Annotated in this window: 27 protein-coding genes; 5 read left to right on the top strand and 22 right to left on the bottom strand. The window is 45.8% G+C overall.

What is annotated here, in order from left to right:
- Window positions 1-13 precede the first annotated feature (13 nt).
- Complete coding sequence (locus tag AC2T0J_RS09900) at window positions 14-529, top strand: iron-containing alcohol dehydrogenase (protein WP_489809967.1); 516 nt, start codon at window positions 14-16, stop codon at window positions 527-529.
- A gap of 340 nt (window positions 530-869) precedes the next feature.
- Here the strand turns inward: AC2T0J_RS09900 and AC2T0J_RS09895 are convergent, their stop codons facing one another.
- Complete coding sequence (locus AC2T0J_RS09895; RefSeq protein ID WP_489809966.1) at window positions 870-1,808, bottom strand: leucine-rich repeat domain-containing protein; 939 nt, start codon at window positions 1,806-1,808, stop codon at window positions 870-872.
- A gap of 123 nt (window positions 1,809-1,931) precedes the next feature.
- Here AC2T0J_RS09895 and AC2T0J_RS09890 point away from each other — a divergent pair, with 123 nt between their 5' ends.
- On the top strand, window positions 1,932-3,086 hold the full coding sequence (locus tag AC2T0J_RS09890) for an IS110 family RNA-guided transposase (protein ID WP_489809965.1): 1,155 nt from the start codon (window positions 1,932-1,934) through the stop codon (window positions 3,084-3,086).
- 380 nt (window positions 3,087-3,466) lie between these two features.
- On the opposite strand, the gene AC2T0J_RS09885 is transcribed toward AC2T0J_RS09890, so the two are convergent.
- On the bottom strand, window positions 3,467-3,976 hold the full coding sequence (locus AC2T0J_RS09885) for a ClbS/DfsB family four-helix bundle protein (RefSeq protein ID WP_091828237.1): 510 nt from the start codon (window positions 3,974-3,976) through the stop codon (window positions 3,467-3,469).
- Between the two features lie 146 nt (window positions 3,977-4,122).
- Window positions 4,123-4,845 carry an HNH endonuclease signature motif containing protein gene (locus AC2T0J_RS09880; protein ID WP_489809964.1) on the bottom strand — a complete coding sequence of 241 codons (723 nt, stop codon included), beginning with the start codon at window positions 4,843-4,845 and terminating at the stop codon, window positions 4,123-4,125.
- A gap of 133 nt (window positions 4,846-4,978) precedes the next feature.
- Between AC2T0J_RS09880 and AC2T0J_RS09875 the strand changes: the two genes are divergently transcribed.
- A complete protein-coding gene (locus AC2T0J_RS09875) occupies window positions 4,979-6,184 on the top strand; it encodes an IS4 family transposase (protein WP_489810312.1) in 1,206 nt (401 codons plus the stop codon).
- 73 nt (window positions 6,185-6,257) lie between these two features.
- Here the strand turns inward: AC2T0J_RS09875 and AC2T0J_RS09870 are convergent, their stop codons facing one another.
- The 11 genes from AC2T0J_RS09870 to AC2T0J_RS09820 all read right to left on the bottom strand — a co-directional run bounded on the left by AC2T0J_RS09870 (window position 6,258) and on the right by AC2T0J_RS09820 (window position 13,862).
- On the bottom strand, window positions 6,258-6,740 hold the full coding sequence (locus tag AC2T0J_RS09870; protein WP_489809963.1) for a hypothetical protein: 483 nt from the start codon (window positions 6,738-6,740) through the stop codon (window positions 6,258-6,260).
- Between the two features lie 79 nt (window positions 6,741-6,819).
- Window positions 6,820-7,305, bottom strand: coding sequence for a hypothetical protein (locus AC2T0J_RS09865; protein WP_489809962.1), 486 nt, complete (start codon window positions 7,303-7,305; stop codon window positions 6,820-6,822).
- Window positions 7,306-7,367: 62 nt separating this feature from the next.
- Window positions 7,368-8,402, bottom strand: a complete 1,035-nt coding sequence (locus AC2T0J_RS09860; RefSeq protein ID WP_489809961.1) for a serine/threonine protein kinase — start codon at window positions 8,400-8,402, stop codon at window positions 7,368-7,370.
- 2 nt (window positions 8,403-8,404) lie between these two features.
- On the bottom strand, window positions 8,405-8,860 hold the full coding sequence (locus AC2T0J_RS09855) for a hypothetical protein (RefSeq protein ID WP_489809960.1): 456 nt from the start codon (window positions 8,858-8,860) through the stop codon (window positions 8,405-8,407).
- A 342-nt stretch (window positions 8,861-9,202) separates the two neighbouring features.
- A complete protein-coding gene (tnpC, locus tag AC2T0J_RS09850) occupies window positions 9,203-10,705 on the bottom strand; it encodes an IS66 family transposase (RefSeq protein WP_489806275.1) in 1,503 nt (500 codons plus the stop codon).
- An 86-nt stretch (window positions 10,706-10,791) separates the two neighbouring features.
- Window positions 10,792-11,142, bottom strand: coding sequence for an IS66 family insertion sequence element accessory protein TnpB (tnpB, locus tag AC2T0J_RS09845; RefSeq protein WP_489806274.1), 351 nt, complete (start codon window positions 11,140-11,142; stop codon window positions 10,792-10,794).
- Window positions 11,139-11,453 carry an IS66 family insertion sequence element accessory protein TnpA gene (gene tnpA, locus AC2T0J_RS09840; protein ID WP_489806273.1) on the bottom strand — a complete coding sequence of 105 codons (315 nt, stop codon included), beginning with the start codon at window positions 11,451-11,453 and terminating at the stop codon, window positions 11,139-11,141. The genes tnpB and tnpA overlap by 4 nt, the downstream gene beginning before the upstream one ends.
- A 304-nt stretch (window positions 11,454-11,757) precedes the next feature.
- A complete protein-coding gene (locus AC2T0J_RS09835; protein ID WP_489809959.1) occupies window positions 11,758-12,147 on the bottom strand; it encodes a YcxB family protein in 390 nt (129 codons plus the stop codon).
- A gap of 493 nt (window positions 12,148-12,640) precedes the next feature.
- Window positions 12,641-13,027, bottom strand: coding sequence for a hypothetical protein (locus AC2T0J_RS09830; protein ID WP_489809958.1), 387 nt, complete (start codon window positions 13,025-13,027; stop codon window positions 12,641-12,643).
- Window positions 13,028-13,114: 87 nt separating this feature from the next.
- Window positions 13,115-13,438, bottom strand: a complete 324-nt coding sequence (locus AC2T0J_RS09825; protein ID WP_489809957.1) for a hypothetical protein — start codon at window positions 13,436-13,438, stop codon at window positions 13,115-13,117.
- A 130-nt stretch (window positions 13,439-13,568) separates the two neighbouring features.
- The gene (locus AC2T0J_RS09820; RefSeq protein ID WP_489809956.1) at window positions 13,569-13,862 is read right to left on the bottom strand and encodes a hypothetical protein; all 294 of its coding nucleotides are present in this window, start codon (window positions 13,860-13,862) and stop codon (window positions 13,569-13,571) included.
- A 373-nt stretch (window positions 13,863-14,235) separates the two neighbouring features.
- Here AC2T0J_RS09820 and AC2T0J_RS09815 point away from each other — a divergent pair, with 373 nt between their 5' ends.
- Window positions 14,236-15,195, top strand: a complete 960-nt coding sequence (locus tag AC2T0J_RS09815) for an integron integrase (protein ID WP_489809955.1) — start codon at window positions 14,236-14,238, stop codon at window positions 15,193-15,195.
- Window positions 15,196-15,569: 374 nt separating this feature from the next.
- On the opposite strand, the gene AC2T0J_RS09810 is transcribed toward AC2T0J_RS09815, so the two are convergent.
- A complete protein-coding gene (locus AC2T0J_RS09810; protein ID WP_489809954.1) occupies window positions 15,570-16,391 on the bottom strand; it encodes a hypothetical protein in 822 nt (273 codons plus the stop codon).
- 369 nt (window positions 16,392-16,760) lie between these two features.
- Between AC2T0J_RS09810 and AC2T0J_RS09805 the strand changes: the two genes are divergently transcribed.
- Window positions 16,761-17,744, top strand: coding sequence for an SHOCT domain-containing protein (locus tag AC2T0J_RS09805; protein WP_489809953.1), 984 nt, complete (start codon window positions 16,761-16,763; stop codon window positions 17,742-17,744).
- A gap of 165 nt (window positions 17,745-17,909) precedes the next feature.
- Here the strand turns inward: AC2T0J_RS09805 and AC2T0J_RS09800 are convergent, their stop codons facing one another.
- The 7 genes from AC2T0J_RS09800 to AC2T0J_RS09770 all read right to left on the bottom strand — a co-directional run bounded on the left by AC2T0J_RS09800 (window position 17,910) and on the right by AC2T0J_RS09770 (window position 25,708).
- Window positions 17,910-18,230 carry a 2Fe-2S iron-sulfur cluster-binding protein gene (locus AC2T0J_RS09800; protein WP_489809952.1) on the bottom strand — a complete coding sequence of 107 codons (321 nt, stop codon included), beginning with the start codon at window positions 18,228-18,230 and terminating at the stop codon, window positions 17,910-17,912.
- Window positions 18,231-18,291: 61 nt separating this feature from the next.
- Window positions 18,292-19,428, bottom strand: coding sequence for an aromatic ring-hydroxylating oxygenase subunit alpha (locus AC2T0J_RS09795; protein ID WP_489809951.1), 1,137 nt, complete (start codon window positions 19,426-19,428; stop codon window positions 18,292-18,294).
- 195 nt (window positions 19,429-19,623) lie between these two features.
- Window positions 19,624-20,997: a YjiH family protein gene (locus AC2T0J_RS09790; protein ID WP_489809950.1), complete on the bottom strand. Its 1,374-nt coding sequence runs from the start codon at window positions 20,995-20,997 to the stop codon at window positions 19,624-19,626.
- A gap of 11 nt (window positions 20,998-21,008) precedes the next feature.
- Window positions 21,009-22,619, bottom strand: a complete 1,611-nt coding sequence (locus AC2T0J_RS09785) for a 5-guanidino-2-oxopentanoate decarboxylase (RefSeq protein ID WP_489809949.1) — start codon at window positions 22,617-22,619, stop codon at window positions 21,009-21,011.
- A gap of 56 nt (window positions 22,620-22,675) precedes the next feature.
- On the bottom strand, window positions 22,676-23,179 hold the full coding sequence (locus tag AC2T0J_RS09780; protein WP_489809948.1) for a hypothetical protein: 504 nt from the start codon (window positions 23,177-23,179) through the stop codon (window positions 22,676-22,678).
- Between the two features lie 58 nt (window positions 23,180-23,237).
- Window positions 23,238-24,101: a hypothetical protein gene (locus tag AC2T0J_RS09775; RefSeq protein WP_489809947.1), complete on the bottom strand. Its 864-nt coding sequence runs from the start codon at window positions 24,099-24,101 to the stop codon at window positions 23,238-23,240.
- The gene (locus AC2T0J_RS09770) at window positions 24,095-25,708 is read right to left on the bottom strand and encodes a sulfotransferase family protein (protein WP_489809946.1); all 1,614 of its coding nucleotides are present in this window, start codon (window positions 25,706-25,708) and stop codon (window positions 24,095-24,097) included. Before AC2T0J_RS09770 ends, AC2T0J_RS09775 begins: the two co-directional genes overlap by 7 nt.
- Between the last annotated feature and the right edge of the window lie 9 nt (window positions 25,709-25,717).

Genomic DNA, 25,717 nt, shown 5'->3' with positions numbered 1-25,717 from the left:
AACCCGAACCAATGTGGATAACGGCGTAGCACAATACACAGCATCTCAGTGCGACTGCGTGATAGCGCTGGGCGGCGGTAGTGCCATCGATGTTACCAAAGGCATCTCACTAACGGCTCAGAACAAGCATGACCTGTGGGAATTTTGCTTTTTTGAATCGCCCGACAGTCTTACTGTTCCTGCTGATAATAACTTTTTTGTCGCCCTGGTTATTATTCCCACTACAGCAGGAACGGGCTCCCAATTATCCGGTAGTTCCTGCGTGATCACCTATGAAGCGCAGCAGCGTAAACGCGTGGCTTACCACCCGGCGCATTTTCCTTTTGCCATTATCGACGACCCGGAATTACTGGTAGGGCTACCCGCCAACCTGACAGCCTGGACCGGTATGGACGCTCTGACTCATGCGCTGGAAGCTTACTGCGCGCCTGACTTTAATCCGGCCTGCGCCGGTATCGCGCTGGAGGCTATATCGCTGCACTGGTCATGCGGGATACTGAACATCACACCAACCCGGTGGCCATGTTAGATGCCGACTTCAGGCATATCCTCAACGCCGCTTTTGCTGGCCGTGATCAGTAAAAATTCAACTTTCTGAAGACGGTAGTTTTGTGCAAAATCTGATTGGACTTTGCTGGATAGCCAAGGTCAGTTAAAGACAAATTGCAGACATTCGACGATGTGATTTCTTACTTCTGACTTTGGTCAAAAGCGGTCATTCCGAAAAGACCACCTAGCTCACTCTAGAACTAATAATTTTGCTAAAGCGGACATCAACGCCCGGCTCACCGAGCAAATTTTATTGGCGGCTTTTTTGGGACAAAAAAGGTGACACTAAAATTTGTCCGGTGGAGCCGCTTGTTATGGCTTCACTTGCGCAAAAGCCCGGTTTTTCCACTCTCATAGTCATTCCAGTTCCACGACCTTGCAGGCTTATGCGTGTAATGGCGTCTACCCGCAAAGCCAACCAATGATAATGACGGGAATGTTTCTAAAAACTCAAAGTCGCCATCAACTATTTTCGTATCACCAAAAAACGAAAGCGCTCTCAGCTGAGTTAACTCTTTGATATCCGATAGTGTTTCAATTTCTTTATTGTTAGATAGCTGCAACACTTTTAGACTATTAAGTGTTGAAAGCTCTTCTATGCTACTCAGCACTCTCGATCCATCAATCGTTAGCCACTCTAATCTGCTCAATTTACCTATACCATCTAGCCTATCAAGCTTCCTACAATTCAATAAAACCAGCTTTCGCAGGAATTGGATGTCGCCAAGTAATTCCGGTGCATTGAAATTAGAATTACCAATAGTTAAATACTCAACTTTGGCCAAGTTTTTAAGCTTAGAAAAGTCTTTAAGCTTAAACTCGTCAATATATAGATAGCGTAAAGACGAGCACTCAAAAACTGACTCAGCGCCTTTCCCATAGCTAATAAAACAACGAGCAAGTCTCTTCAACCGACTTAGATCGATCTTGTCTTTCCAGTGGCAAGACAAGCTCAGTGATTTTAGATTTACTAAAGTCTCAATGGAAAGTAGTGAATCTACAGGCGTGTAGATAATGTTGAGCAACTCTAATTCTGGCAAATCAGCTAGAAAATCAAAGTTTGGGCACTCAAATCCTTTTGCGTAATTGAGGTAAAGCCCTTTTATCTGGTTTTTCTGCATGAAGTCAATTATGTCATCATGCCATGGGCCTTTTACCAATATTGAACGAACCTCATCATCGTATTCGCAGTCAATAGGTGCTGCCGACTTGCTATACGGGTTCGTGACTACTTCTATTTCTGTGCCAGATATATTCATGCTGCCCTAGAGCCATAGACACAATGACTCCCGGTGAAAGTGCTAGCCTCCGCATTTTCGTGGGTTAGCTGAAAGCCAGTGCCATAATTAGTTTGCTTAAGACTAAATCATTTGGAGGCTAGCATGAACAAACATAGCATGATTTTTATTGGTTTGGATACGCACAAAGAGTTTCATGAAGTAGCTTATTGTGAGGAACAGCGTGGGGCGAGTCCGGTTCATTATGGCCGTATCCCCTCTTCCAAGGTCAGTGTTAAAAAGTTACTTCGCCAGTTTGAATCTAAATATCCTGGCGCGACTCTGCACGTGGTTTATGAAGCTGGACCTTGTGGCTATTGGATTTACCGGCTCATTACCAGCCTGGGGCATTGCTGTTATGTGGTTGCGCCATCGCTTATTCCCAAAAAGCCTGGGGAGCGAATTAAAACCGACCGCCGGGATGCGCTTAAATTGGTGAGGTCATTGAAGTCAGAAGACCTCACGCCAATCTATGTCCCGGAGCCCGAAGATGAAGCGGTTCGCGATTTATCCCGCGCTCGTGAAGCGGCCATGAAGGATTTAAAAGAAGCGAAGTATCAGCTTAAGGCCTTACTGCTTCGAAACAATATTCGTTATGAAGGCACAGCCAACTGGTCGAAGAAACATCTGCGGTGGCTCACTGAATTGATATTGCCCCATCCGGCGCAGCAAATTGTTTTGCAGGAACAACTTCAGACCATTGACGAACGCATCCGGCGATTAGAACGGCTGGATAATGAACTCACTCATCATGTTCACCAATGGCGTTATTATCCGGTAGTGAAAGCCATTCAGGCTATGCGGGGCGTTCGCTTGCTAGTGGCTGTTGGTGTCGTGGCAGAACTCGGTGATTTACACCGCTTCGACCATCCCAGAAAACTCATGGCCTATTTAGGCCTGGTTCCCAGCGAACAATCATCAGGTGGAAAGCGGCACTTAGGAGCCATTACTAAAGCCGGAAACGGCAGAGCCAGGCGTTTACTGATTGAAGGTGCGCACAGTTATCGATACCCGGCAAACGTCTCCACCGAGTTACAGTTAAGGCAGGAAGGCTTACCCAAAGACATCGTCGATATTGCTTGGAAAGCACAGCTTCGCCTGTGCAAACGCTATCAGCGGATGAGCAAGAGAGGAAAACACTACAACCTCATCATTACCGCCATTGCCAGGGAAATGGCAGCCTACATCTGGGCAATCGCAAAAGAAGTGGTACTCACTCCGGTTAATCCCAAATTAAGACTGAGCCGGGTACCTGCATGACAAACGAGTTTGAGCTAACGCATTCGGATCGGGCCGCGGAAAGTGGCACAACCTACGAGGGCGTTATGATGGCAATCACTTAACCGTGATTGACCCACGAGCATAGACTGATGAGAAGGTGGCACGGCGGATTGAGTAAGGTCAGCTCTGCTTATTCATCGAATAAGTAACCTACGAGTACCACTGGGGCGACACTCGCCATAACAACCGACGACATTACTGCCTCATCCGGTGCGTTAGCTCATTTATTTGAGTGAAAAAGATAACTAGTTATGGACTGAAAGAGTGTCAGGGAAGCACTCGTTCAGGGTTGACAAAGGGAGTCATACCAACGCCTGAATTAAGCCGCGCCGCGAAGCGGCGTCGGCTTGAATGAATTGTTAGGCATGACTAGATTTTCTCCACTTTCTGAGTCGCCCGCAGGCATTGGTGTATGGAGAAGAGGTATTAAATTGAATCATCCTTCCCATAGTCCATTTTTCATACCATGGCTTTCCATAGAGCTCAGAGTCGTCATGGCTCTCCACCAATTCAACTATTTTATCCTTGGCGGAATTCAGTCGCACAACCAAGTTATCAAATGGAACGCCTTCATAGTCTTTGTAAAACTTTCCCGCTAGCGACCCCAGTTCATTCCACTTGAATCCGGTCTCGGGGAAGTCAACTTTTTCTCCTGACGCAATTTTCGCGTGCCATTTCAGAACTAGTTCGTTCCAGCCAACAAGATACGAGATCAAGTTATGAGGACTCATTTTGCTGCCTTTGGCATGTCCATCCATAGTCTTGTCCAAGACGAATTCAGCAGGAATCAGTGCAATTTCACTGCTTAGTTTTCTATGTTCTTTCTGGATTGCAGAAAGAAGATCGGTCTTATTTTGCGGTACTGACATGCAGATGACCTGTTGCCTAACGGCCCGCATAACGGGCAAATATACGTAGGCTAAAATACCGAGCAAAGCGAGGGGAGCCTACGTGTATTTGTCCCCCGCGAGCGAAGCGACTGAGCCTACAGCCTGCGAGTGAGTTTATGCGCTTGTTAGGGGAAACAGTCGACTGTTAGGTGAAAGGTAAACGAACCTGCAGTTTGAACTTCACCTGTATCGTAAAGAACTATACCTTTTCTATACCAAAATTTATCGTCCTTTGCCTGCTGGCCGCCATCCATCTCTATAAATGGAAACTTAATATTGTTTTCAATTTCAAAAGTTTCGTCATGCCTAGTTACTCTGAGCATTAGTTCATTAGTTTCGGCTTTCCACACTTTATAGCTTTGATTTAACTTCAGAGACTTTAATTGATTTTTTAAATGTGAACCATCTTGCAATTGAACACCAAAAACAAGTTTCTTACTCTGTTCAGAAATTTGTTCTATGAAAGGTTCAATAAGTAATTGCTCTTCACATAAGATTTGAAGCTTCTTGTTAATTTGGTCGACGACTAACCAGCCGGTTATTTTCTGAGATACTTCATGTCCATTGTAATTTATGCTGATTTCGCCATTAATTTCTATATTTTGCGCATGAACCAAGCCGTGGCAGTTGCGGCAAAGCAGAATGCATTTATCAAGTTCATCTAGTTGCTTAGCTGAAAGTTTTTGCTTTATAAGATTTTTATAGTTGTTAGCTTTTTTGCCAGGGTCGATATGATGTAATTCAAACATTCGGTTAAAGGTACCAAAGCGATTGACCATTTCCGAGACGCTCATTCCGCAAATGGCACATTTACTACCTTTGTATTTGTATTGCTGTTCCTTTGCCACTAAATACCTCGTTTACCCTAACGCTCCAATCTAACGAATCCCCTCATAAATTAAAGCAGGTTCAATAATATAGACACGCATGGCGCGATTTGATCTAATTCATTTCGCCAAAAACCAAGTAGAACCACACACCATGCGTGATATCTCTATCTTACATGATTTGCTTAAGAATCAATGCCCTAATTTACATCAAAAACGGCTTTCCTCTCTGATGATTGCTGTGCAATCCTTGCTTGACGGGCAGCAGCTCTCACTGACTGAACTGGGCCGGAATATCTCCGGACCAGTTGCGGCTAAACACAATATTAAACGTATTGACCGTCTGCTGGGCAACCATGCGTTGTACCAGGAGCGGATGGATATTTACCGTTGGCATGCCCGATTCCTTTGTGGTGCAAACCCAATGCCTATTATCCTCATTGATTGGTCCGATGTAAGAGAACAAATGCGTCATCAAACGTTGCGTGCCTCAGTGAGTTTTGAGGGGCGCTCCGTCATACTCTATGAACGAGTATTTCCATTTTCCCAATATAACTCACCGGTCAGCCACAACCCCTTTCTACAAGAATTGGCTGCCATACTGCCAGAGCGCTGTTGTCCTCTTATCGTCACCGATGCCGGTTATCGCAACACCTGGTTCCGGGAAGTGGAGAAACTTGGTTGGTTCTGGCTTGGGCGTGTCCGTGGTGAAGTCGGCTTTCGTGAACATGGCCAATCTAAATGGCTCAGTAATAAGTCATTTTATCCCTCTGCTAACGCCAAAGCGCGTTACCTGGGCTTCGGGGAATTAGGACGAAAAAGGCCTATTAATGCCTATCTACATTTGTATAAAGCTAAATCCAAAGGTCGTAAAGACCAGCGTTCTTCGAAAGCTGGCCGTCATCACAATGCACAACAGAATTATCGTGATAGCAGCAAAGAGCCTTGGCTACTGGCAACCAATATTCCTGCCGAATCGCTGACCTCAAAGAAGCTCGTCAACCTCTATGCTAAGCGAATGCAAATAGAAGAAAGTTTCCGCGATATCAAAAGTCCTCAGTACGGACTAGGGCTCCGTCATAGCAGAACACGCTGCCCTAAACGCTTCGATATGCTGTTGCTCATTGCTATGCTTGCCGAGTGGCTGTTACGGTTGATTGGCATCATTGCTCAAAAACATCAATGGCAGCGAGCCTTCCAAGCCAACACTATCCGACATCGCCCTGTGCTCTCACTAATAAGACTAGGTCGGGAAGTTTGGAAACGGTGGCGAGATTATCCCGTTTCAATGACGGAAATTCGCTGGGCGATAGCCCAATATATTCAGCGGGTACACGTTACCGGTATGCCTGATTTATGAGGGGATCCCCCAGCGCCCGCATTTGCGGCTGGTTTGGAGCGCAGCGGAAAACCAGTCCGACAACATGCGCTTGTTAGGGCTTGCCTTTGCCACTGTAAACTTCCTTATACTCTGGGTGTTTCGCCTTTTGCGAGCGGGTTAAAACTGTTCTTAAGGCATTCGCCAGAACCCATTTCAAATTTGAATCTTGCTCTTGGTAAAATTCAGATAAAAGCGCTTGCGCCGCCACTTCATTCGCATCTTTCTCAGTGAGGGCACGAATAATACCCTCTCTGATTCTTGGATGATGCTCTATCTGAAGGTGTTTAACCAAAATTGAATAGGCTTTGTTATAGCTTCCGTTAAATCTACGCAGAAACTGATAACGATTGTTGTTATTAACAAAGTCCCAAACTGATTCAACTTCGTAACCCGCCTCCTCTAGCTCTTGGATAAGGCCTAGTTCGTCTGCCGCTAACAGAGCCTCTCCCTCTTTAAGCTCTATCTCTTTGCGCTTTCTCATTTCCTGATATTCAGGGTCATACTCAAGCTTTTTTAAAAAATCACTGGCTTTCATTCGTATGCACCAAGAGCCCTAACGCTTTAAACAGCGGAAAACGCGAGCGCAGCGAGTGGTTTTCCGCTGATTTAACTTGTTATATCGCATTATGCCAAGCCCTGAGCTCTTTCAACTCTTCAAGAGCTTGGTGTTTTGCAACCAAATACCAACCGTAAGTAGAGTCCAAAAGCATGTTGTACTGAGTTTTTATTTCCGTGTCAGAATCTGCTTTTTGACCAACAAGTTGATAAACAAAGAAGTACTCTTTCCCTGCTTCAAAGTTGAACTCAAATTCTAGGTTCGAGATTTTGATTGGCGCATTCGGTGTAAATGAAACTTCTTTATTTCCGGGTTCGACTGTGACCTTGGCGAAGCCCGGATAACCAACGCAACCTTCATATTTGTCATTTATACCAACCAATAGGCAAGCATTAACACCTGGCATGTCAAACTGATAAAAATATGCGACTGCCTTGTCGTTACTTTGTTGTTTTGAATAATTGAAGGTGGGTCCTTGTGGGACCACTTCGGTACTCATGCAACCAGATAGTGCGAGCACCAGTAAAATTGAAAGAACTCTCATTAGCTAAACATCCTTTTGCGATATAACGCCGCATTCAGCGGCTTGTCCGCTGCAATGCTTTGTTATGCCTTACCATTCACGAATTTCTGCAAAATACGGTAAGCCTTTCTCATAGCTTGTTTTTCGTTTAGACCACTTTCGCTCATCGTATTGTCTCTTCTTAATGCTTTCCCAATATTGGCCTTCTTTACTTGAATATCCCATAAGCCATTGGCTGACTTAATTCGCGAAACTTCGAGATCGCGCTTTCCATCACTACCTTTCCATACACGCCCTTGAGCTAAATTATTCTCTTCCCAATCCATAGCTATTGGAACAGCCTCTAGTGCTCGGCGCATTTCTTGTGCGGATTGATAGCGATCAGCAGGATTAACTGCCATAGCCTTATTGATAACTCTCTTCAAAGCTACCGGAATAAAGCCTCTATAGAGATCCCGATTTGGATATTCTCCAGCCCTTGCTCTACGAACTGCCTCTAAAGGCTTTAGCACTGGGAGGTAACTATCTCCATTAACTAATCTATAAAGCGTGACTCCAGCTGCGTATACATCAGCCAGTTCATCGTGATCTCCAAATGTAGAAACTTCTGGCGCAAGATGAATCAGGTATTGGTAACCCTTAATTGCTGACAAGTCTAGCTTTTTGAGGTCTGGCAACGCCAAACCGAAATCGGAAAGTTTGCCCTCTCCGTTATCGCCAATTAAAATATTGGCTGGTTTTATATCTCGATGGACAATTCCTTTTTCATGAGCATATTCAAGCCCTCTAAGTACGTCGCACATGAGTTTTTTGGCTCTTCTAAGAGGAACATATCCTCCACTAGCCTCATCTTCCAAACTGCCATTTACGAGAAACTCCATTGAGACATAGATTCGATCATCGTCAAGTTTTCCTGTCTCATTAACCCTAACAATATTCGCGTGCTCTGCCGCCTTAAGGGTTTGAGCTTCTTGGTAGAAATTCTTCTTATTAATAACTTTATCTGGTGGTATACACTTTAATGCGCACTCAGAATTTAGACCAAGGTCTACGGCATGCCACACTTCACCAAAATGACCAGCGCCCAAGCGTTTTTTGAAATCAAAGCCTACACTCATATTTACAGGCAGCTCCAAGCCACAACTATTGCTTCAAATTCCTTATCATTCTTTTGATCCAGCCCTGCAATTTTTGTGAATTCTAAATCTTCAACTAAAGATTTTGCTCGGCCTTTCAGACCTAGATCCTTTGCAATTGTTGGTTTAACTTTGCGTATAGAATTGGAACTACCAAGAATTGCAGCAGATAAAGAAATCATTGCCTCTAGTTCAACTCTGTCAGCATAAGATTTTCCTTTTGCAGCCATTGGCTCAGCGCCCTTAATTGCCCAGCCCGAAATTGTATATTTTCGATTTAACTCCTGTAGTTCATCTAGAAACCACTTGAGCTTTTCTGGTTGGGAGTATTTAGCAGGAAATGAAATACTTCGCACCTCATGTAACTGAGGCATTTCAATACTCCCACTCAATACGGCGAAAGAAAAATCATTGGTGCTACATCGGATTCCTAATATCATCGTTTACTTTCCTTGATGGCATAACTTTTAAATAAGGGGCGCAGACGCGTGGGCTAAAATGCGAAGCAGCCCACGTGTATGCGTCCCAGCGAACGAAGTGAGTGGCTTAATTTTTTTGTTAGGTGCGTGCATATTACATCCTTGTTTTGGGGTGAGAGTAAACGCCGAATATTGCCATCAATTACGCTTTGTTCGCTCAGTAACTAAAGCAACCAAAAACTCATTCTTTGAGTCTTCTATGTCGATCGAGAGTTTGTTTAATTGAGCCAAGGTTTTAGAATCCATCCAATGTGGTATTTCTTGCACCACTTCGAGCTCTGGGTATCCGTCCGGCAATACCACCTAGCGCTTATCAAACTGCCATGGTAGCAGTTGCTCGATATCGGCGTCGGGCTTGCTGACTTCATCAAGGCATGTCATTACATACTCGAACACATTGAGGTCGTTGGCTTTTGCGGTTTCAATGATGCTATAAAGCACCGCACTGGCATTTGCGCCCGTGGCGGTTTGGCTAAACAGCCAGTTTTTTCTGCCGATGACGAACGGTTTAATCGCGCGCTCAGCGCGATTATTATCTATATTCAGTAATCCATCGAGTGTGTAGCGTGCAAGCTTTTCCCATTGGTTTAAGCAGTATTGTATCGCTTCACCTAATTTGGTTTTCGGCAGCACCTGTTGAACCGATTTCGCTAGCCATGTATGGAGCTGATTGAGTAACGGCAGGCTCTTTTCTTGTCGGGTGAGGTAGCGTTCTTCCACCGTTTTATCTTTTAACTGGGTTTCGATGCGGTAGAGTTTTTGGATGTGATTGAGTGCCCAATCCGCTTTGCCACTGCCTTTTTTACCCGCGCCTTTCTTCGCTTCCATAAACTTACGGCGGGCATGTGCCCAGCACCCGACGAGTGTGGCTTGCGTTTGCTCGTAGCCTTGATAACCATCCACTTGTAGGTAACCGTTATAGCCATCAAGGAAGTCTACCGCGCATTGCCCAGCTCGACTATTGTGATAGTCGTAGAGCACGATGTTAGGTATCGCTGTATCGGGGATATTACCGCTAGGTGAATCAGCGCCACTGGCATATAGCCACATATAGCTATTCACTTTCTCAGACTCAATCACCTTCAACGTGGTTTCATCCGCAGCGATAACCGGTTGTTGCAGCAGGTGTTGATGAAGTTGGTCATAAAGGGGTTTAAACAACTCAGCGCAGCGGATTATCCAGTCCGCCATCGTCTTACGGCTGAGTTCAATACCATGCTGCTTAAACATGGCCTCTTGACGATAAAGCGGTAGCCCATACTGATATTTGCTGGTGATGATTTGCGCTAATAAGCTTGGCGTTGCATAACCTTTTGGGATAACGCAGTGAGGCACAGGAGCTTGCTTTACCTTATTGCTGATACCGTCGTTCTCACAAGTACGGCACGCATATTTAGGGCGAACATGCTCAATCACTTTGACCTGAGCAGGGATAAACTGAAGCTTCTCTGACTTATCTTCACCGATGCGATGTAATTCACCCGAACAACAGCCACAGATTTTTTCTTCATCCGTAATATCGTGAACGATAACCTCACGGGGAAGGTCTTTGGGTAGCGGTTTACGTACCGGCTTTTTACGGGTGTAGCTAATCGTTTCTTCGGCGGTTTCAGCCTCAACAACCAGTTCTTCCGCTTCATTGAACAACTCACCTTGCCCAGGGTGGCCTTCGGTGCTTTTACCAAACTGCTTATGCTGGGCAATACGAAACTGCTCTTCAAGGTATTGATTACGAGACATGACTTGCGACAACATCTTTTTCAATGTTGCTGGATCGTCGGGTAAGTTTTCGATATCAATATTCATGACGTTATTATCATGCAATAAGCCACTGATTACCCGACATTATTAAGACCGTTTGGTGATCGATAATCGCGACTTATGATCACAGGTTATAAGCCGGATGTATTGTAGTGCAATGGCTGATGGCCTATGACATCGTAGCCCGATAACAGCCATTGTAGCTGTTGTTCACTCACGTGCAGTTGTTGCAATTCCGTCTCGACAGGCCACTTAAACCGATGCTTCTCGAGACGTTTATACCAGAGTGCAAAGCCCGTTTTATCCCAGTAGAGTATTTTGACTTTATCGCGCTTTTTATTGCAAAACACAAACAGTGCATCGCGAAACGGATTAAGGTTCATGTCTTGCTCGACCACTACAATCAAGCCATTAATGGATTTGCGGAAGTCGACGATATCCATGTATAGATAAATATCGGCAGGCTCAACGAACATCTTCATTCGGCCAATGCCTTCATCACAGTAGCAACCCAATGAGGACTCATGTTCGTTGGCACGCTCAATTGAGCGTCTCCGAGTTGCAGGAGAAGGTCGCCCCCCATTTCTTCGGTGTATGACTCAATCTTCGTGACTTCGCGTTTCACTTGAACGAACTTGCTGCTTGTTCGTTGAAGCAGAATATCACGACGCCTGGTATAGTAGGTTTGAACGTTAATCTGCTGCTGGCGACAAAACTCCACCGCAGTGAGTCCGCTTTGTTTTTGTTGCTCAAATAGATTGAGCCAATCTTGCACTTCTCTTCGTTGCTGCATGATCATTCTCCTTTGCATAAAAGAACACCATGCCGTAGCTAACTTATGAATTGAATGTGGGGATTACCGGACGCTCACAGCTCTGGATAAGATTCGATTAACTGTTCCTTACTATTGGCAAAGACAAAACGCCAAACTCCTCCTTGGCCATAATCGTAACATGTTAAAAACTTTGTCTTCATTTTTCCTGATTAGCACCTAACGCTTCACATATGGGGCGCATACTTGCTGGCTATAATTGCGCGAAGCGCCAGCCAGCGAGTATGCGTCCCAATGAGCGGAGCGAATGAACATAATGTGTTTGTTAGAGTTCATTTGTCAATTTCATCAATGCCCATGTTTCCAAGAGCGCTTTTTGATCTGATGTCAGACATCGTTTAGGGACTGGAGCTATCCAATTTTCATTTCCAACGAGCAAATAGAAATGCTCAATATTCACCACTTTTACAACTTCACTCCATTGGAGTTTGCTAATACCTGAGTTTGACTTTCGCGCAAAACCCATTCTAGAAAATACAAAATGGCATTTACCTTCTTTACAAAGCTTAAACAAGTAAATAGCACCCCAAATTGGATATGCCATTATTTTAAAATACAACTTGTTGGCAGTTTTACTGCCGACTTCACTTTCGCTCACTTCTGCCAACAAAGAGCAATATTCGGTTAATTTGTAATGAATTGATATCGAATACATCCCTGAACTCTAACTTTTCAATAACGGGCGCAGACATGTGGGGCATAATGGCGAAGCCGCCCCGCGTGTATGCGTCCCAGCGAACGCAGTGAGTGAGTTGATTGGCTTGTTATGTGCTTTCACCTTAGTTGAGCTCCACATACTCCGCACTTTTTAGCAAACAGCTGCACCCCAGGATTTCCTAAAGCACGCGGTATCGAGTTGCATTTAGGGCATCGATACCATGTAAAAGTAGCAAACATAAAACCTAGCACCATGATGACGAAAGGAAAACCGGGATTTATGTACATGGACGAAAGAGAATTAATAACGACTACAACGGCAAAGGGGAGCGCGAAAATAAGCAAACCCCCTAAGAACTTTTTCTCTCTTGCTGCGAATTCAGTTTTAATTTTTAAATCTCGCATTGTCTAGCGGCACATAACGCTTTAAACAGCGGAAAACGCGAGCGTTTTGGCGCAGCCAGCGAGTGGTTTTCCGCTGCTTTAACTTGTTATAACCCATTTTTACGCCGAAGCCTAAGCCAATTGAATAGCTCATAGCCAGCCAAAATTGAAAAGCTAACCAGAATGACGCTACCCATCTCTAGTAGCTCGGGTCTCCCACACGCTCCGCCAGGTCCAGCTATACCTTCCATGAAAAGGAAATACATAACAGCCGGTATGTAGCCCAGAGAAAGCCCAAATAAAGCAGGCACCCAAAGCCGCGACTTTTGGCTGAAATATCGACATAATAACGCAAACAAAAACAGTACAATCCCAGCTCCAACATTTCCAGCAAAGGTGAGTTTATGCTCGTCGCTCAGTCCTTCTGGCGGAACAAAACAAGCATAACAATCGCTTGCGAATATGATTAGAAAAAATGAAATTAAAATTCTCAAGTTAACGTCCGTGATGGGTTATAACGCTGAGTGAAGGGGCCGCTGTTAAGCGGTCCCGGCACAAAGTGCCCTTGCTTTCACGTTTTGTTATGCATTTTCACTGTTACTTTGCTGGAACAACTGAACCAAATAGAAAAGCACTACACCAGTAAGCCCAAATGCCAATGAAAACAAGGGCCAAACCCAAAGCTTTAACCTTAGGGACTTGCACTCGAAAAACACCCAAACTGCCGCACCAAAATTTACTAGACCACCAATAAATATGGACAGTTGCTCCCACATAGATAGCACGTCTGGCGGGATAGTTGCTCCATAGGTTTGCGAGAGATAAACATCACGAACAAGGCCGCCAACTCTGCCGGCAAATAAAAGCAACAGCACTAGTAGAGCTATTTTTTCGTGCTTAGTCATTCCAATTTATTCCAGATGCATAACTTTTAAATAAGGGGCGCAGACGCGTGGGCTATAATGCGAAGCAGCCCACGTGTATGCGTCCCAGCGAACGAAGTGAGTGACTTAATTTTTTTGTTAGGTGACATGCTTATAAAACGCCCTCAAATACTAATGTTAAAATAACAGCTAGCAAGCCAACAGGCACGCAATAGATAAAAAGTTTAGCGCGAAACAAGGCTAATCTTTGAAGCTTTTCATCGTTAAACTGGGGAAATAAAATGGGTAAAAAAGAAAATGTAATTCCTGCCACAAACTTGTCATTACTATACTGTTCTCGGTGCGCCCAAAAAGAAAACTGGTTTAATATTGCGGAAACAACCCCAACAAAAATAAACAGAGCTCCAAGATAAAGAATGACTAACGAAGCGGTATTCTCAATCACACCTGTCACCTAACATCTTATTATAGAGAATTCACAGTAACACGCAGTCTTACTCATCTCTGAACTCCCAACATAATATATTGATAACAATACCTTACACCTGATTATGAGCCAGTTTCCAATGATTTATTTGAGTGTTACTGTGAATTCTCAGTAATAACAGCACTCAGATTAAATAAAACACTTAACAAACAATACTCTAACTAATATTTTCCCAGTTGTATGTATTTACTGAGAAGTCTCACTAATCCCAGCCCTATTTTATACCAAACCCCGCCTTTGGTGCGGCATTCATGAACATTTCTTTAGTTTTACAATGCGTGTTACTGAGAATTCTCAGTAATTACACATCCGTCAAAATTGGAGATTGTCTATGGCTCAAAGCCCATTTCTGGAAAATGTTCGGAGTGTTCTCCGAACGAAACATTATTCAATTCAAACTGAGAAAACATACTTACTCTGGATAAAACGATTCATTCTTTTTAATAACAAAAGGCACCCTAAAGAACTTGGTGAGCATGAGGTCACACAATTCCTAACCTATTTGGCCGTTAAACGCCACGTCACCTCTTCAACACAAAACCTGGCGTTGTGCGCAATCGTTTTTATGTATAAACATGTTTTTGAACGGGAACTAACACTCTTACCGGATGCCGTTCGAGCAAGAGCACCCAAGCGCGTACCAACCGTGTTAAATCATGAGGAAGCGTTAAGCATTATCAATCTTATGAGTGACAAATATCGACTGATGTTTTCAATGCTCTATGGTTGCGGCCTACGAAAAGCTGAGCTGCTGAAGCTGAGAATCAAAGATATTGATTTTCAGAGTAAAAGTGTTTTCGTATTTAGAGGAAAAGGGGGTAAAGATAGAGCGACCATGCTACCGGACAGTCTGCACATGGCTATTAAAGATCAGATTGAAAAGGTTCGAGCCATACATCAAAAAGACCTGGCAGAAGGTGGTGGCGAGACTAGCCTACCATCTGGTTTAGCAAGGAAGTACCCCTACGCGATTAAAGAATTCAAATGGCAATACTTATTCCCATCAACCTCGCGATGCCAGCATCCAGTAGATGGGTATTTTTGTCGTCATCACCTGCATTGGACTGCATTAACCAAAGCGTTGAGGGTGGCTGTCAAAAAATCGGGGGTGACTAAACACGTAACCGCTCATACGTTTCGTCATTCATTTGCGACCCAGCTTTTATATTCAGGTGCAGATATCAGAACCGTACAGGAACTGTTGGGGCATAATGATCTACGAACAACACAAATTTACACTCATGTTATTGGTCAGCATCACTCCGGCACAAAAAGTCCGTTAGATAGATAAAGTATGGCGGACGAACGTCCGCTATCAGCGATTGCCGACATAACAATCTTAATACACTAACGACCGCTTTACGTACTTTGCCGACCCTCGCGCTTCATTGACTGGCATCAAAAGACAAACAGCGGACGTTCAGGTTTCTGACACTGGATTTCTGCCATTGGTCATTAGCGGACATTAATGAAATTGATTCTGGACGGCTCTAATGGGCATAAAGCGGACATCTAACCGGATTAGTTTCGGTTTTCACCTTTTAGCAAAAAGCAGATCTTGGAGAACTTAGTGCTAACCGAGCAGTTTGTGTTTAAAGCTGTCATTCTATCATTGTAAAATGACGGATATTAGATTCACCTTTGCGTGTAGCATGTCAATGCTGGTCAATAAATGCCCAACCATTTAAAAAGACTTTTTGACTTCCGTTTTTTGTATATTTCTTCAACTTTTCTTCTTATCTCTTCAGAGGAATTATCCCGTGCTACGGCTCCCCCAAGCCCCCTCCTAATTTCATTTTTTTCTCTAAGCATCGTAAGTCTGTCTTTATTATCCTCGAGGAAGGTAGAGACAATTTCGGAACGAACTACGGTAATTATTAATTCACGCTTGTCATAGGATGGATTTTCAGAGGCGCTATGAAAGAAACTTGGTATGCATTTAAATTTGAATTTTTCATAGTTTTTGTATACGTCCTCAAAGAAGAAATTAAACATCCCGTTTAACATTTGGGAGATGCTCGGCTCTAGCGGTTCAATTCTATGTTGTCTAGGGCCGTCTAACTCTAAATCTGGCTCCCTTGCGCACTCAACATAATATGCAATAGAACCAAATGGAAGTTTGAAATTCGTAACTACATCGTGAACGTCAAGGTCATCACCTAACGCAAATCTAATCTCGGTGTAGCTTGATGGTATCGATACGCTCCATGTTCCAGTGCCCTTTTTTATCATTCCTTTTGGAAAATCAAACTCAATGTCTAGCGGTGATGGCTCACATTCCCAATCGAATGAGAGGTCTCTCCACGTGTCTGAGGCTGGTTTTTTAAATGCAATATCCAGTTTAGAAATGAACTCATTTTTTTGTTTAGAAAGGTGTGAACTGAGGGAAAGGACTTGCTCCTCGAGTATTTCCTTATATTGCTCATTTTGTAACTCTTCGGCAGCTTTTTTTGCCTGCGTAATTAAACCATCAAGTTCCTGTCCCACCAATCTCTTCCCTATATTTTTTATGATGCAAAAAATGCACATAGACCAAACATAGTAACGCGTTTGGAACAACCCTGCAGTATGTAATTTGCTATTTTAGAGTCATCGCGTCGAATAAATTTTACTAACCCGAGAGACCGTCCTTATTGTCTTTAGCGGTAGTTGGCAGAACTTCTTGTGACTGTCGCCTTCTCGCTCATTGCAGAAACTGAGTTATCTTATCGCCAACTTCCGCTTTACGTACGGAGTAGCCCACATTTGAACACGGACGGGCGACAAAAGACAAAATGTTTAAGTATGCGTTAGTATGTATTATAGAAATAAAAACTATATTGTCGGCCGGTTCTAATTTTTGATATGGAGATTAATTTGAAGCCAAATCGTTATCTTTTAGTCTTGTTATTTTTTTGTTCTACTCAGGCAGTCTCACTGACGCAGAAAAATCTCATCCATTTTAAACGTAAGGATGATGGTAGCTTGCTGTGGGAGTTAAATGGGAAATTAATTTGCAAGTCAGATGATATTTTTTGTAATAAAGAAACCGTCTTTATTGAGTTGCGTGATTACGAATATAAATTCAGATCGGAACGTGTTTTAAAATCTGCCTATTCCAAAAATTATTGGTGGGACCTATTTGACCAATATAGTTATGAGGACTATTTGCTCCGTAGTAGAGAGCCTATTCGTTCGGTCAATCATTCCCCAAGCGTAGAGTTTCGTAGCGATAATAAATTCACAAAGATGCGTGCTGAGCTTAAAGACAACAATGTTATACAGGTCACTAAATGTAAAAATAGTGATTATATGTTTAGCAAAAAATGTGGAGAAATAATAGCTTACAGTGAACTTCAGGACTTAATTAATGCAAGTAAGCCTATCCCTATTAGAATAAACTCTGGCTATACATATTACTTAAGTACGCAAGGAATTTTCGAAGCAATCAAAGTATCAAAGGCCGCAGCTGAGGCAAAGCTCGAATCAGAAACAGAAGCAGAAGCAGAAGCAGAAGCAGAAGCAGAAGCAGAAGCAGAAGCAGAAGCAGAAGCATATAATGAGAAATGGAAAAACGCTAAGTTAAAAGGTTTTTTTGCTAACGTCGCTATATTAGCGTCGATCCTTTTAGGAATATGGATAGCCTATAAACTGCTTCGTAAGGTGCTACATCTTATAAATTCCAGAATCTCATATAAAGTTAACTTTATAAGAAATAAAATAATAAAGTTGTCAGATAGTCGATATAAGCTTGGCACGGCTCAGGAGCTTGAGGCACTAAAACGCTTGGAACAGGAAGGCGAAATAAGTAAAACTGAGTATGAGCGAGCCAAGAAAAAGCTCATATCAGGTATGCGGTAAAGGATAGGGGGCGACTCAGGTATACTAAATTTCCCCTGTTCGCTCAGTATTACAAATTTAAACGGCTCCTTTACGTACAAAGCCGCCCCTTGCATTTAAATTTCCAACCTTAGAATGCAAAAGAGGAGGCGTCAGCCTCCTCTGTTCGCTCGTTAGTTTAGCGTTTTACCATTCACTTTCTGGTACTCGCACAATCAGGCCATCCAGCGCTTCTGTGACTTTAATCTGGCAGGATAAGCGGCTATTCGCCTGTGGCTCAATGGCGCTTTCCATCACAGACATTTCCACTTCGTCAGCTCTGCCGACTTTATCAATCCAGGCCTCATCAATAATGCAGTGGCAGGTTGCACAGGAGCAGCTTCCACCACAGTCTGCGGTAATTTCCTCAATGTCGTTGTCAACCGCGGTTTGCATGATGGAATCGCCTTCGATAGCGTCGGCAATTTTAATGCTCTCATCAGGCAGGATAAACGTTATATTTGGCACAATTCTTCTCCTAACAGACACCTGAAGATGTCAGTAATAGTTATAATCAGTTCACGCTTGCTCAGGTGTTTTGCATCTTACGCAGCCACATTTTGTGGAACGTCATATTGACCTGATCCCAGGCCTGTACCAGATGTCCCTGATCAGCCACTTGTGAAGTGCGGGTATGCTGCAGCTTATCAAGCAGCTCAATATCCTGCTGGTTAACCTCATTCAGCACGTCACTTAAGCGCGCGCGTTCTGCACTGTATTCGTCGCTGGCCGCTTCTTCGCTGGTCACGTAAATCGATAGCGTTTCATCGGTTTTGTTTGCCCCGGTTGGTTTTACCACTATGGTCTGTACCCACACCGGATCGACAAAAAATAATGTGTTGGGGAAAATACCGAACCATTGCTGGGTACCCTTTTTGTCTTCTGCAAGACCTGGCCAGTGCGGTATTTGTTTAGCAGTTTTAGCCGGTTTCGCGCTGGCCCCGTGGGGCAAACGTAAACCTACAATGTCATCGGATAAGAACAGGTCATCCTGGCCCAGTGCGGATTCGATAGAGCACGCCTGGGAATGTACAAACGGTACATGGTACCCATCAAGGAAGTTGTCTACCGCCAGTTTCCAGTTTACTTCACCGGAATAGTCGGTGGCGCTAACCATCTGCATGCCTTCGCTGGGGTAGTCGCTCAGCAAATCATCCAGCGGCTTTATAAAGTCTTCAAAAGGCTGCGCATCGCCCGAAATATTGACAAAGATGATGTCCCACCACACGGCAAAGCGCACTGGGATAAGCCCTTTATCGGTTTTATCTTCGCTGGAGATTGGTTTGTTTTCACTGCCGTAAAAACGCGGCGCGCCCATCAGCTCGCCATCCAGTTTGAAAGACCACTTGTGATACGGGCACACCAGGGTGCGTTTGTTACAGGGTTCATCAACCAGCGGCGCACCTTTGTGGCGGCAAACGTTATGAAAAACGCCAATACTGCCGTCTTTAGCCCGTATAGCGATAAGGGATACTCCGGCTATTCTGACCGGCAGGATGTCACCCGGGTTTTTAAGCTGTTGAGCGCAGCCAATACTTGCCCAGCCCTGAGCAAAAACCTTGTCTTTTTCCTGTTCGTAGACATCCTGTTCTGCAAAAACAAAACCGGGTAAACCGTGTTTTGAAATCGTTTCGCTAGCGATTTTTTCTACCTGGGTATTGCGCATTTTTTCACTCGCCTGTTATCTGCTGACTTGTTGTTTTTATAGCACTTATAAAACCATATTCAGCACATTGAGGATATACGAAGAATGTTATGTTTTTGCCTGTACACCTTTAAAAACTTGGCGTTCAGCCTGCCAAGCAAACGCAGGAAGGCACGGTATGTGCTTCCTTACAAAAGCTCGACCGCTGGCTAAAAGCTAAAACAGCCAGTGCGCAATAAGGGTGAGTATAGGCAAGGCAATGCAGGTTCTGATACAGAAGATTGCCACCAGCGATTTCACCGATAAAGGAATGGATGAACGCATGATCAAAATGGCACTTTCCGCAAAGAAAATCAGCTGGGTTACCGATAATCCGGCCAACACAAACTTGGTTTCAAGCGCGGTAAGTTCGCTGGCAATAATAGTGGGCACAAACTGATCGAACAAGCCTAATACCAAACCCGGCGCTGCGGCCTGCGCTTCAGGAATTTGCATCAGTTCCAGCAACACACTTAACGGGTAAGTCAGCGTCTGAAAGAACGACGTATTGTAGTAAATGGCCAGGGTAAATAGCTCAATGGTCATGGCCGCCGGCATCATCATCAGATAGATGTCCATCATGGAGTGCCAGCCACGCTTTAACGCCAGCTTGGGAGACGGCGCGTGTTCGGCAACACCGTAGGCCCGCGATACGGCATGTTTTATGCGCGACTCGCCATCATCCACGTCTTCATTCAGGGTTTTTCCGTGCGCCGGGTAATACTCGTCTTTAATCCAGCTAAGTGGCGGCAGTCGCGGCGTCACAATGGCGCAAATCACGCAGATTAAAAACATTGAGCCGTAAAGCTGTAAAAAGTAATTACCCAGGCCGGCCACATTGGCGGTTAACAATACAAACGGTACCGAAACAACGGAGAAATTAGTGGCGATAACCGACGACTCTCGTGCACTGTAGAAGCCTCTTTCAAACTGTGCGTTGGTTAGTACCACTGCAATGCTCGATGAGCCAACCCAGGAAGCCAGGGTGTCGATAGTTGCCCGGCCGGGCAGATTAAAAATCTTTTGAAAAGGCCGTTGTAACATGGTGCCCACAAACTCCAGCAGGCCATAGTCGGTTAAAAATGGCAGTAGCAGGCAGCCTAAGCCCACCAGCAAAAAGATGGCACCGGCTACGTCGATATACGCGGTCACGCCGGTTTGTTCTGAAATCAGCCAGTGCGGGCCAATTTGCAGTAATGTCAGGGTTGCCAGCACCGCAGTGCTCACATTCACAATCACCCACAACCAGTGCGACGCAATCAGCCGGTCTGCCATGGGTAGCTTCATGGCTATGTGCTTAGGCGAGGTGTTATACACAATGGAGACCACCGCCGCCATAATAAAACAACCCACGGTAAAATAACCCATGTTGTCGCCCAGCCAGCTGCTGATCTTGCTGGTTAGCAAGCCCAGGGCAATAGTCCAGGAGCCATCAATATTCAGCGGTGTTAAGAAAAACAACACGCCAAATAAAGAACACCCAAGTAACTTTATCCAGGTGGTGGTACTGCTGGTATCCTGCATGGTAAGGGCCTGTTCGTTATCGCTCATAGTGGATCTCCTTAAAACGCATAGCCAGCATCAAGGCCAGCTTCATTTACGTTTATAAGTGTGGTTTTGCCTGCCTGTGCGGCGGCTTTCAGCGCGTCGGCGAACTGCTCTGGTGTGTTGGCATTAAACGCCAGACAGCCCATGGATTCAGCGAGCGCGGTATAGTCGGGTGGTGTAATATTCACGCCCTCCCGTTGTACCTTTGCATCATCCATGAAACGGCGGATTTCACCGTGACCGGTGTTATTCCAGACCACGTAAATCACTGGCAGCTGATTTTCAGCCGCGGTTATAATTTCGTTCAGTGAAAACTGTCCGCCACCATCACCGGTTAAGCCGATCACCGGCAAATCACCTGCGGCGATCGCAGCGCCAATGGCGGCAGGAAACGCATAGCCTAAGGTGCCGTAGCCCGTGGTGGAGTGAAAATAGCGGCCCGGTGCTTTGGTTTCGTAATACGCCTGAGCATAGTAAGCGGGCTGGGTGGAATCTCCGGCTATGATACAGTCGCCCAGTACGTCGTCGATAACCTCAAAGAACGCCTGATATTGGGGTTTGCTAAGATCCGAGGCCGCTGCTTTGAGAGCCCTAACCCGCGCCTCGCCGCTGCCTGATGACACCGGATTCACCTGTTCAGCAAGCGCACCGAGCGCCAGTGACGCATCGGCATACACGGCTACATCAGCGCGGTGATTACGCAGTAACTGCGGGGCATCAATGTCCACGCGGATCACCTTGCCCGCCATGTTGACATCGCCTAAAAAGAAAAAGTCATAATCGGTTTCAGCAAGCTCGCTACCCACCACCAGGATCACATCGGCAGTTTGCTCCATCTCTTTGCGAAGCGCCGGATGGGATGGCGTGCAGCCTGTCCATAAAGGATGAGAGGCGGCCATTACCCCTTTGGCATTACAGGTGTTGATTACCGGCATACTGAGCTTTTCTGCCAGGGCCTGCGCCTGAGCCCCGGCTTGCTTAGCCCCACCGCCCAAAATCATCAATGGACGCTGTGCGCTATTGAGCAGTGCTGCTGCCTGTTCAATAGCCTGGGGATGCGGAGCCGGTGGCTGTGGTAAAGGCCAGGCCGATACATCCAGATGACTGGCATCGGCGGCCAGCACATCCAGCGGAATTTCAATATGCACCGGGCCGGGGCGCTGACTGCTAAACACCGAGAACGCCTGGGCCAGTACTTTGGGCAGGTTATCTGCGCTCAACAGGGTATGACTAAACCGGCACACCTGCGACGTCAGGCCGTGCTGATTAGGTAATTCATGTAAGCGCCCTTCTCCCATGCCTAACTGATGAGTGCGATTCACCGACGAAATCACCAGCATAGGAACAGAGTCCTGTAATGCCTGCCCCATGGCGGTCACGATATTGGTCATGCCCGGACCGGTAATAATAAAGCACACGCCGGGCTTGCCGGAAACACGGGCATAGCCGTCGGCCATAAAGCCGGCTCCCTGTTCATGGCGGGGCGTAATATGCTTCAGACTGGCGTTTTCCAGCCCGCGGTACAGCTCAATTGTGTGCACACCCGGAATACCAAAAATGGTATCAACACCGTAGTTTTTAAGTATTTCTACCAGGGCTTGCCCACAGGTTTTCGTATTTGCCATATATGAATCTTTATCTTCTTCTCTGCTCGTGCGTTGCTGGCACAGATTGTTAAGTGTTAACCACTAAAATCTGATTGAACTACGCAAGACGTTGCTCTAACCTCGACAATGCGTTGACGAGACCACGTAAAGGCGCCCCCGCAAAAAGCGGTCACCGTGTTTGTGCTCCTCGAGGGTTGCATTAGCATAACTGTCCGCTGACTATCCAAATCGACATCCGTTCCCAACCAACGGAGTGTCAAGCCTCTTGGCATAAATGTCAGCTTTGAGGGTTGAAGCCCGTTCGTTAAGGTGACCGCTTTTTCAACGGCTTCGCCTTGATTGCACCAAATAGAGGCAATAGACTGATCTTTTTCGGTGCTGACCTGGCGTTGAATCCAGTACAAGGTCTTACCGTTTGCCGAAAGCACTGGCGACTGCACGCGTACTAGTTGCTGATAATCTGCCGGCGTAATCACGGCCAATTGTTCGGCAGCAACCACCGCTCCGGTAACTCCTGTACCGGCCAGGGTGCAAAGCACCAGCAAACACGACAGTTTCGCCAATACACGTTTTAACATTGATACTCCGGTTAACGCTCTACAACACATTGCGATAAATTCAAGCCAACGCCGTCACTCAGGACGGCGTTGACTTCAGGGCGCTTTGCCATAATTGCTCAGCGGTTTCTTTTAACAACAGCGCCTCTTCCCAACGGTCACTCAGTTCGTAACCATCCTGTCCAGTCATGGCATACACCGGCGGGCCAAGTTCGCTTAAAAACACGCATCGATTATCTGAGTCACTACCTTGACGATATATCCATTTCTCGAACCCCTCCTGCCACCAGTTCTTAAAGAGTTCAAACCATGGCTTGTGTTGTTCGAATAAAATAGGCACCTGAATCTGTTCCCGGGTAGCGACTCGTCCGTGAAAAGCCTCGGCTCTGGTGAGAAACTGGGACATTCTTTTTTGTGCCTGTTCATGCAAAGGCAAATACCATTCCTGATTGACAAGTACATGAGATAAATCTGCAACCATCAGCAAATCCGGTATTTTTTCCATCAGTTGCAGGGTAAACATCAGATCGTTGGTCATGCAGTTGCGGTGAATTTCCACATGAGTGTTCACCCCGGCCTGCTCGCCAATCTGCATCCATTCAAGGGTGGTAGCCGCTACATCATCCAGATTCCACGGTTCAATCTGACCGACAATGGCAATAAAACGTGGCTTAACCGGCTGCGAATTAACGAAGTTTACGATTTGCTGATAGTGCGGGACGCTTTTCACAAACGCGTTGTAGCACAGGTCTAAATTAAACTCCTGTAATAACGGCATAGCCTCGCTGATATAGGCTTCAGTGTGATAACCAATATCAAAACTCACCCCTTTAAAGCCCGCACTGGCGATCTTTTCAATCTTTTCCCGAAGCGTCCACTCGAACCCATCCGGGCGCTTAAATTCCATTGCCCACATGGATTGAAATACATCCAGAACTACCATTTTATGTCCTCTTCAGTTAGGGGGCTTACCCCTTGCCTTGCCAGCTCGCTTTTAAGTGCCACCAGCGGTTCTTTAAATTGTTGCCACTGCCCGACATAGCGGTTATGCAGTGGCTCTATTACCTGACTGGCGCTCGCGGTTTGCGTAGCGCCGGCTTGAATATGAAACTGTAAACACGCCGCTTCCCAGTCGAGTTGACAAAACGACAGGATCTCGCGGCTGATGTGCTCAGGGTTTGCGGTCAGTTGCTCGTAACTCACCGTTAGGATCTGCTCCGGGAAGGAGTCCTGCCATTGCTGCATCATGCTTTGATAGGCCGGCAGATACACGCCGATATCCTCCAGCGAATAGGAGTACTCATAGCCCCGGTTAAACAGCATCTTAAAGTTGCTGAAGGCGGTATCCATGGCATTACGCTGTACCTGAATAATTCTCGCATTGGGTAACGCGCTTAGTATGATGGGGACAAACAGCGCATTAAGCGGCAGCTTGTCAATAAACACGCCCTGGGTGTTAAGATAGTCCCGGGCCAGTGCCATATAGCGTTCGCCGATGGCAGCCATATCCTGTTTTGCCACCTTCTCAAGAACCTCAGGCGTTACGCCTTCCGGCCCGGTAAACCAGTTAGAACCGCCGGCTTCCAGCAGCGTCATGGGGAAAAAGTTAAGCTCGCCACCACTGGTTACCCGGGAGTGGCTGGCCAGAATGCGCTCTACCACCGTGGTACCGGTGCGCGGCATCCCTACCACAAAGACCGGCCCGTCCGCTGTTTCAGCGGGCGCAGCCTTAAAGTGGCCTTGGTGTACCAGCGCCTGCATGGCAGCTATGCGTTGTATCTCCTGCTCAGCTGTAAAGGCTTGCAACGACTTCTTTAGTTCGGCTCCGGCTGAATATTCAGTAAATGCCGCTTGCCATTGCTTGCTATCTTCCAGCACTTTACCTTTGGCGTAGTGCAGTGAAGCCATAGCGTGGCTGGCTGTAACACTGTCATCATCGGCATATTCCGCCATGCAATGCTCGATATGCGCAATGACAGACTTTCCATCATAATGCTTTTTAGCATGGGCTAACGCGCTACAGGCCTGATAATCATTGGGTTTAATTGCCAATGCAGCAGCTAAACAGGTCGCCGACCGATTGAGTTCGCCGGTATACCGGTACAACGAACCAAGGTTATAAAGCACCTCGTGATTGTCGGGCTCTGCTGTAATAACCTGCTGATAAACCGCTATTGCCTGCTGAATATGGCCGCTCTGAAAATACAGCTTCGCCAGCGCAGTCAATGTGTGACTGTCCAGTGAGGCCGTCATGGCATTAAGCTTTTGCAACACCTTTCGGGTGGCCTGCCAGGCACTGAAGCCAGCATATAACTGTGCCAGGTGTAGCAGGTAAGCGGGCTGATCGGGCGCGATCTCCAGCGCTTTCAAGGCACTGTTAACCGCCATGCGGTTTTGCTTCAGGCGAACGCTGACTTTCGACAGCAGTAGCCAGGCATCCCCATTTTGAGGCGCTTGTTTGACAAGTTGAATACAGTCCTGAGCGGCGGTATCAAGATCACCTTGCGCGATAAGCGTTTCAATGTGTTGCGGGGAACTTAATGTGCTCATAGAAAACTC

Source organism: Alteromonas sp. ISO5 (genome assembly GCF_058105165.1).
This window is presented reverse-complemented; position numbering and strand designations above follow the sequence as displayed.

What these genes read in the sequence shown, in the direction of transcription:
- AC2T0J_RS09895 (WP_489809966.1), bottom strand. Translation starts at nt 1,808, where the DNA reads ATGAATATATCTGGCACAGAAATAGAAGTAGTCACGAACCCGTATAGC.
- AC2T0J_RS09890 (WP_489809965.1), top strand. Translation starts at nt 1,932, where the DNA reads ATGAACAAACATAGCATGATTTTTATTGGTTTGGATACGCACAAAGAG.
- AC2T0J_RS09885 (WP_091828237.1), bottom strand. Translation starts at nt 3,976, where the DNA reads ATGTCAGTACCGCAAAATAAGACCGATCTTCTTTCTGCAATCCAGAAA.
- AC2T0J_RS09875 (WP_489810312.1), top strand. Translation starts at nt 4,979, where the DNA reads ATGCGTGATATCTCTATCTTACATGATTTGCTTAAGAATCAATGCCCT.
- AC2T0J_RS09870 (WP_489809963.1), bottom strand. Translation starts at nt 6,740, where the DNA reads ATGAAAGCCAGTGATTTTTTAAAAAAGCTTGAGTATGACCCTGAATAT.
- AC2T0J_RS09865 (WP_489809962.1), bottom strand. Translation starts at nt 7,305, where the DNA reads ATGAGAGTTCTTTCAATTTTACTGGTGCTCGCACTATCTGGTTGCATG.
- AC2T0J_RS09860 (WP_489809961.1), bottom strand. Translation starts at nt 8,402, where the DNA reads ATGAGTGTAGGCTTTGATTTCAAAAAACGCTTGGGCGCTGGTCATTTT.
- AC2T0J_RS09855 (WP_489809960.1), bottom strand. Translation starts at nt 8,860, where the DNA reads ATGATATTAGGAATCCGATGTAGCACCAATGATTTTTCTTTCGCCGTA.
- tnpC (WP_489806275.1), bottom strand. Translation starts at nt 10,705, where the DNA reads ATGAATATTGATATCGAAAACTTACCCGACGATCCAGCAACATTGAAA.
- tnpB (WP_489806274.1), bottom strand. Translation starts at nt 11,142, where the DNA reads ATGAAGATGTTCGTTGAGCCTGCCGATATTTATCTATACATGGATATC.
- tnpA (WP_489806273.1), bottom strand. Translation starts at nt 11,453, where the DNA reads ATGCAGCAACGAAGAGAAGTGCAAGATTGGCTCAATCTATTTGAGCAA.
- AC2T0J_RS09835 (WP_489809959.1), bottom strand. Translation starts at nt 12,147, where the DNA reads ATGTATTCGATATCAATTCATTACAAATTAACCGAATATTGCTCTTTG.
- AC2T0J_RS09825 (WP_489809957.1), bottom strand. Translation starts at nt 13,438, where the DNA reads ATGACTAAGCACGAAAAAATAGCTCTACTAGTGCTGTTGCTTTTATTT.
- AC2T0J_RS09815 (WP_489809955.1), top strand. Translation starts at nt 14,236, where the DNA reads ATGGCTCAAAGCCCATTTCTGGAAAATGTTCGGAGTGTTCTCCGAACG.
- AC2T0J_RS09795 (WP_489809951.1), bottom strand. Translation starts at nt 19,428, where the DNA reads ATGCGCAATACCCAGGTAGAAAAAATCGCTAGCGAAACGATTTCAAAA.
- AC2T0J_RS09790 (WP_489809950.1), bottom strand. Translation starts at nt 20,997, where the DNA reads ATGAGCGATAACGAACAGGCCCTTACCATGCAGGATACCAGCAGTACC.
- AC2T0J_RS09785 (WP_489809949.1), bottom strand. Translation starts at nt 22,619, where the DNA reads ATGGCAAATACGAAAACCTGTGGGCAAGCCCTGGTAGAAATACTTAAA.
- AC2T0J_RS09780 (WP_489809948.1), bottom strand. Translation starts at nt 23,179, where the DNA reads ATGTTAAAACGTGTATTGGCGAAACTGTCGTGTTTGCTGGTGCTTTGC.
- AC2T0J_RS09775 (WP_489809947.1), bottom strand. Translation starts at nt 24,101, where the DNA reads ATGGTAGTTCTGGATGTATTTCAATCCATGTGGGCAATGGAATTTAAG.
- AC2T0J_RS09770 (WP_489809946.1), bottom strand. Translation starts at nt 25,708, where the DNA reads ATGAGCACATTAAGTTCCCCGCAACACATTGAAACGCTTATCGCGCAA.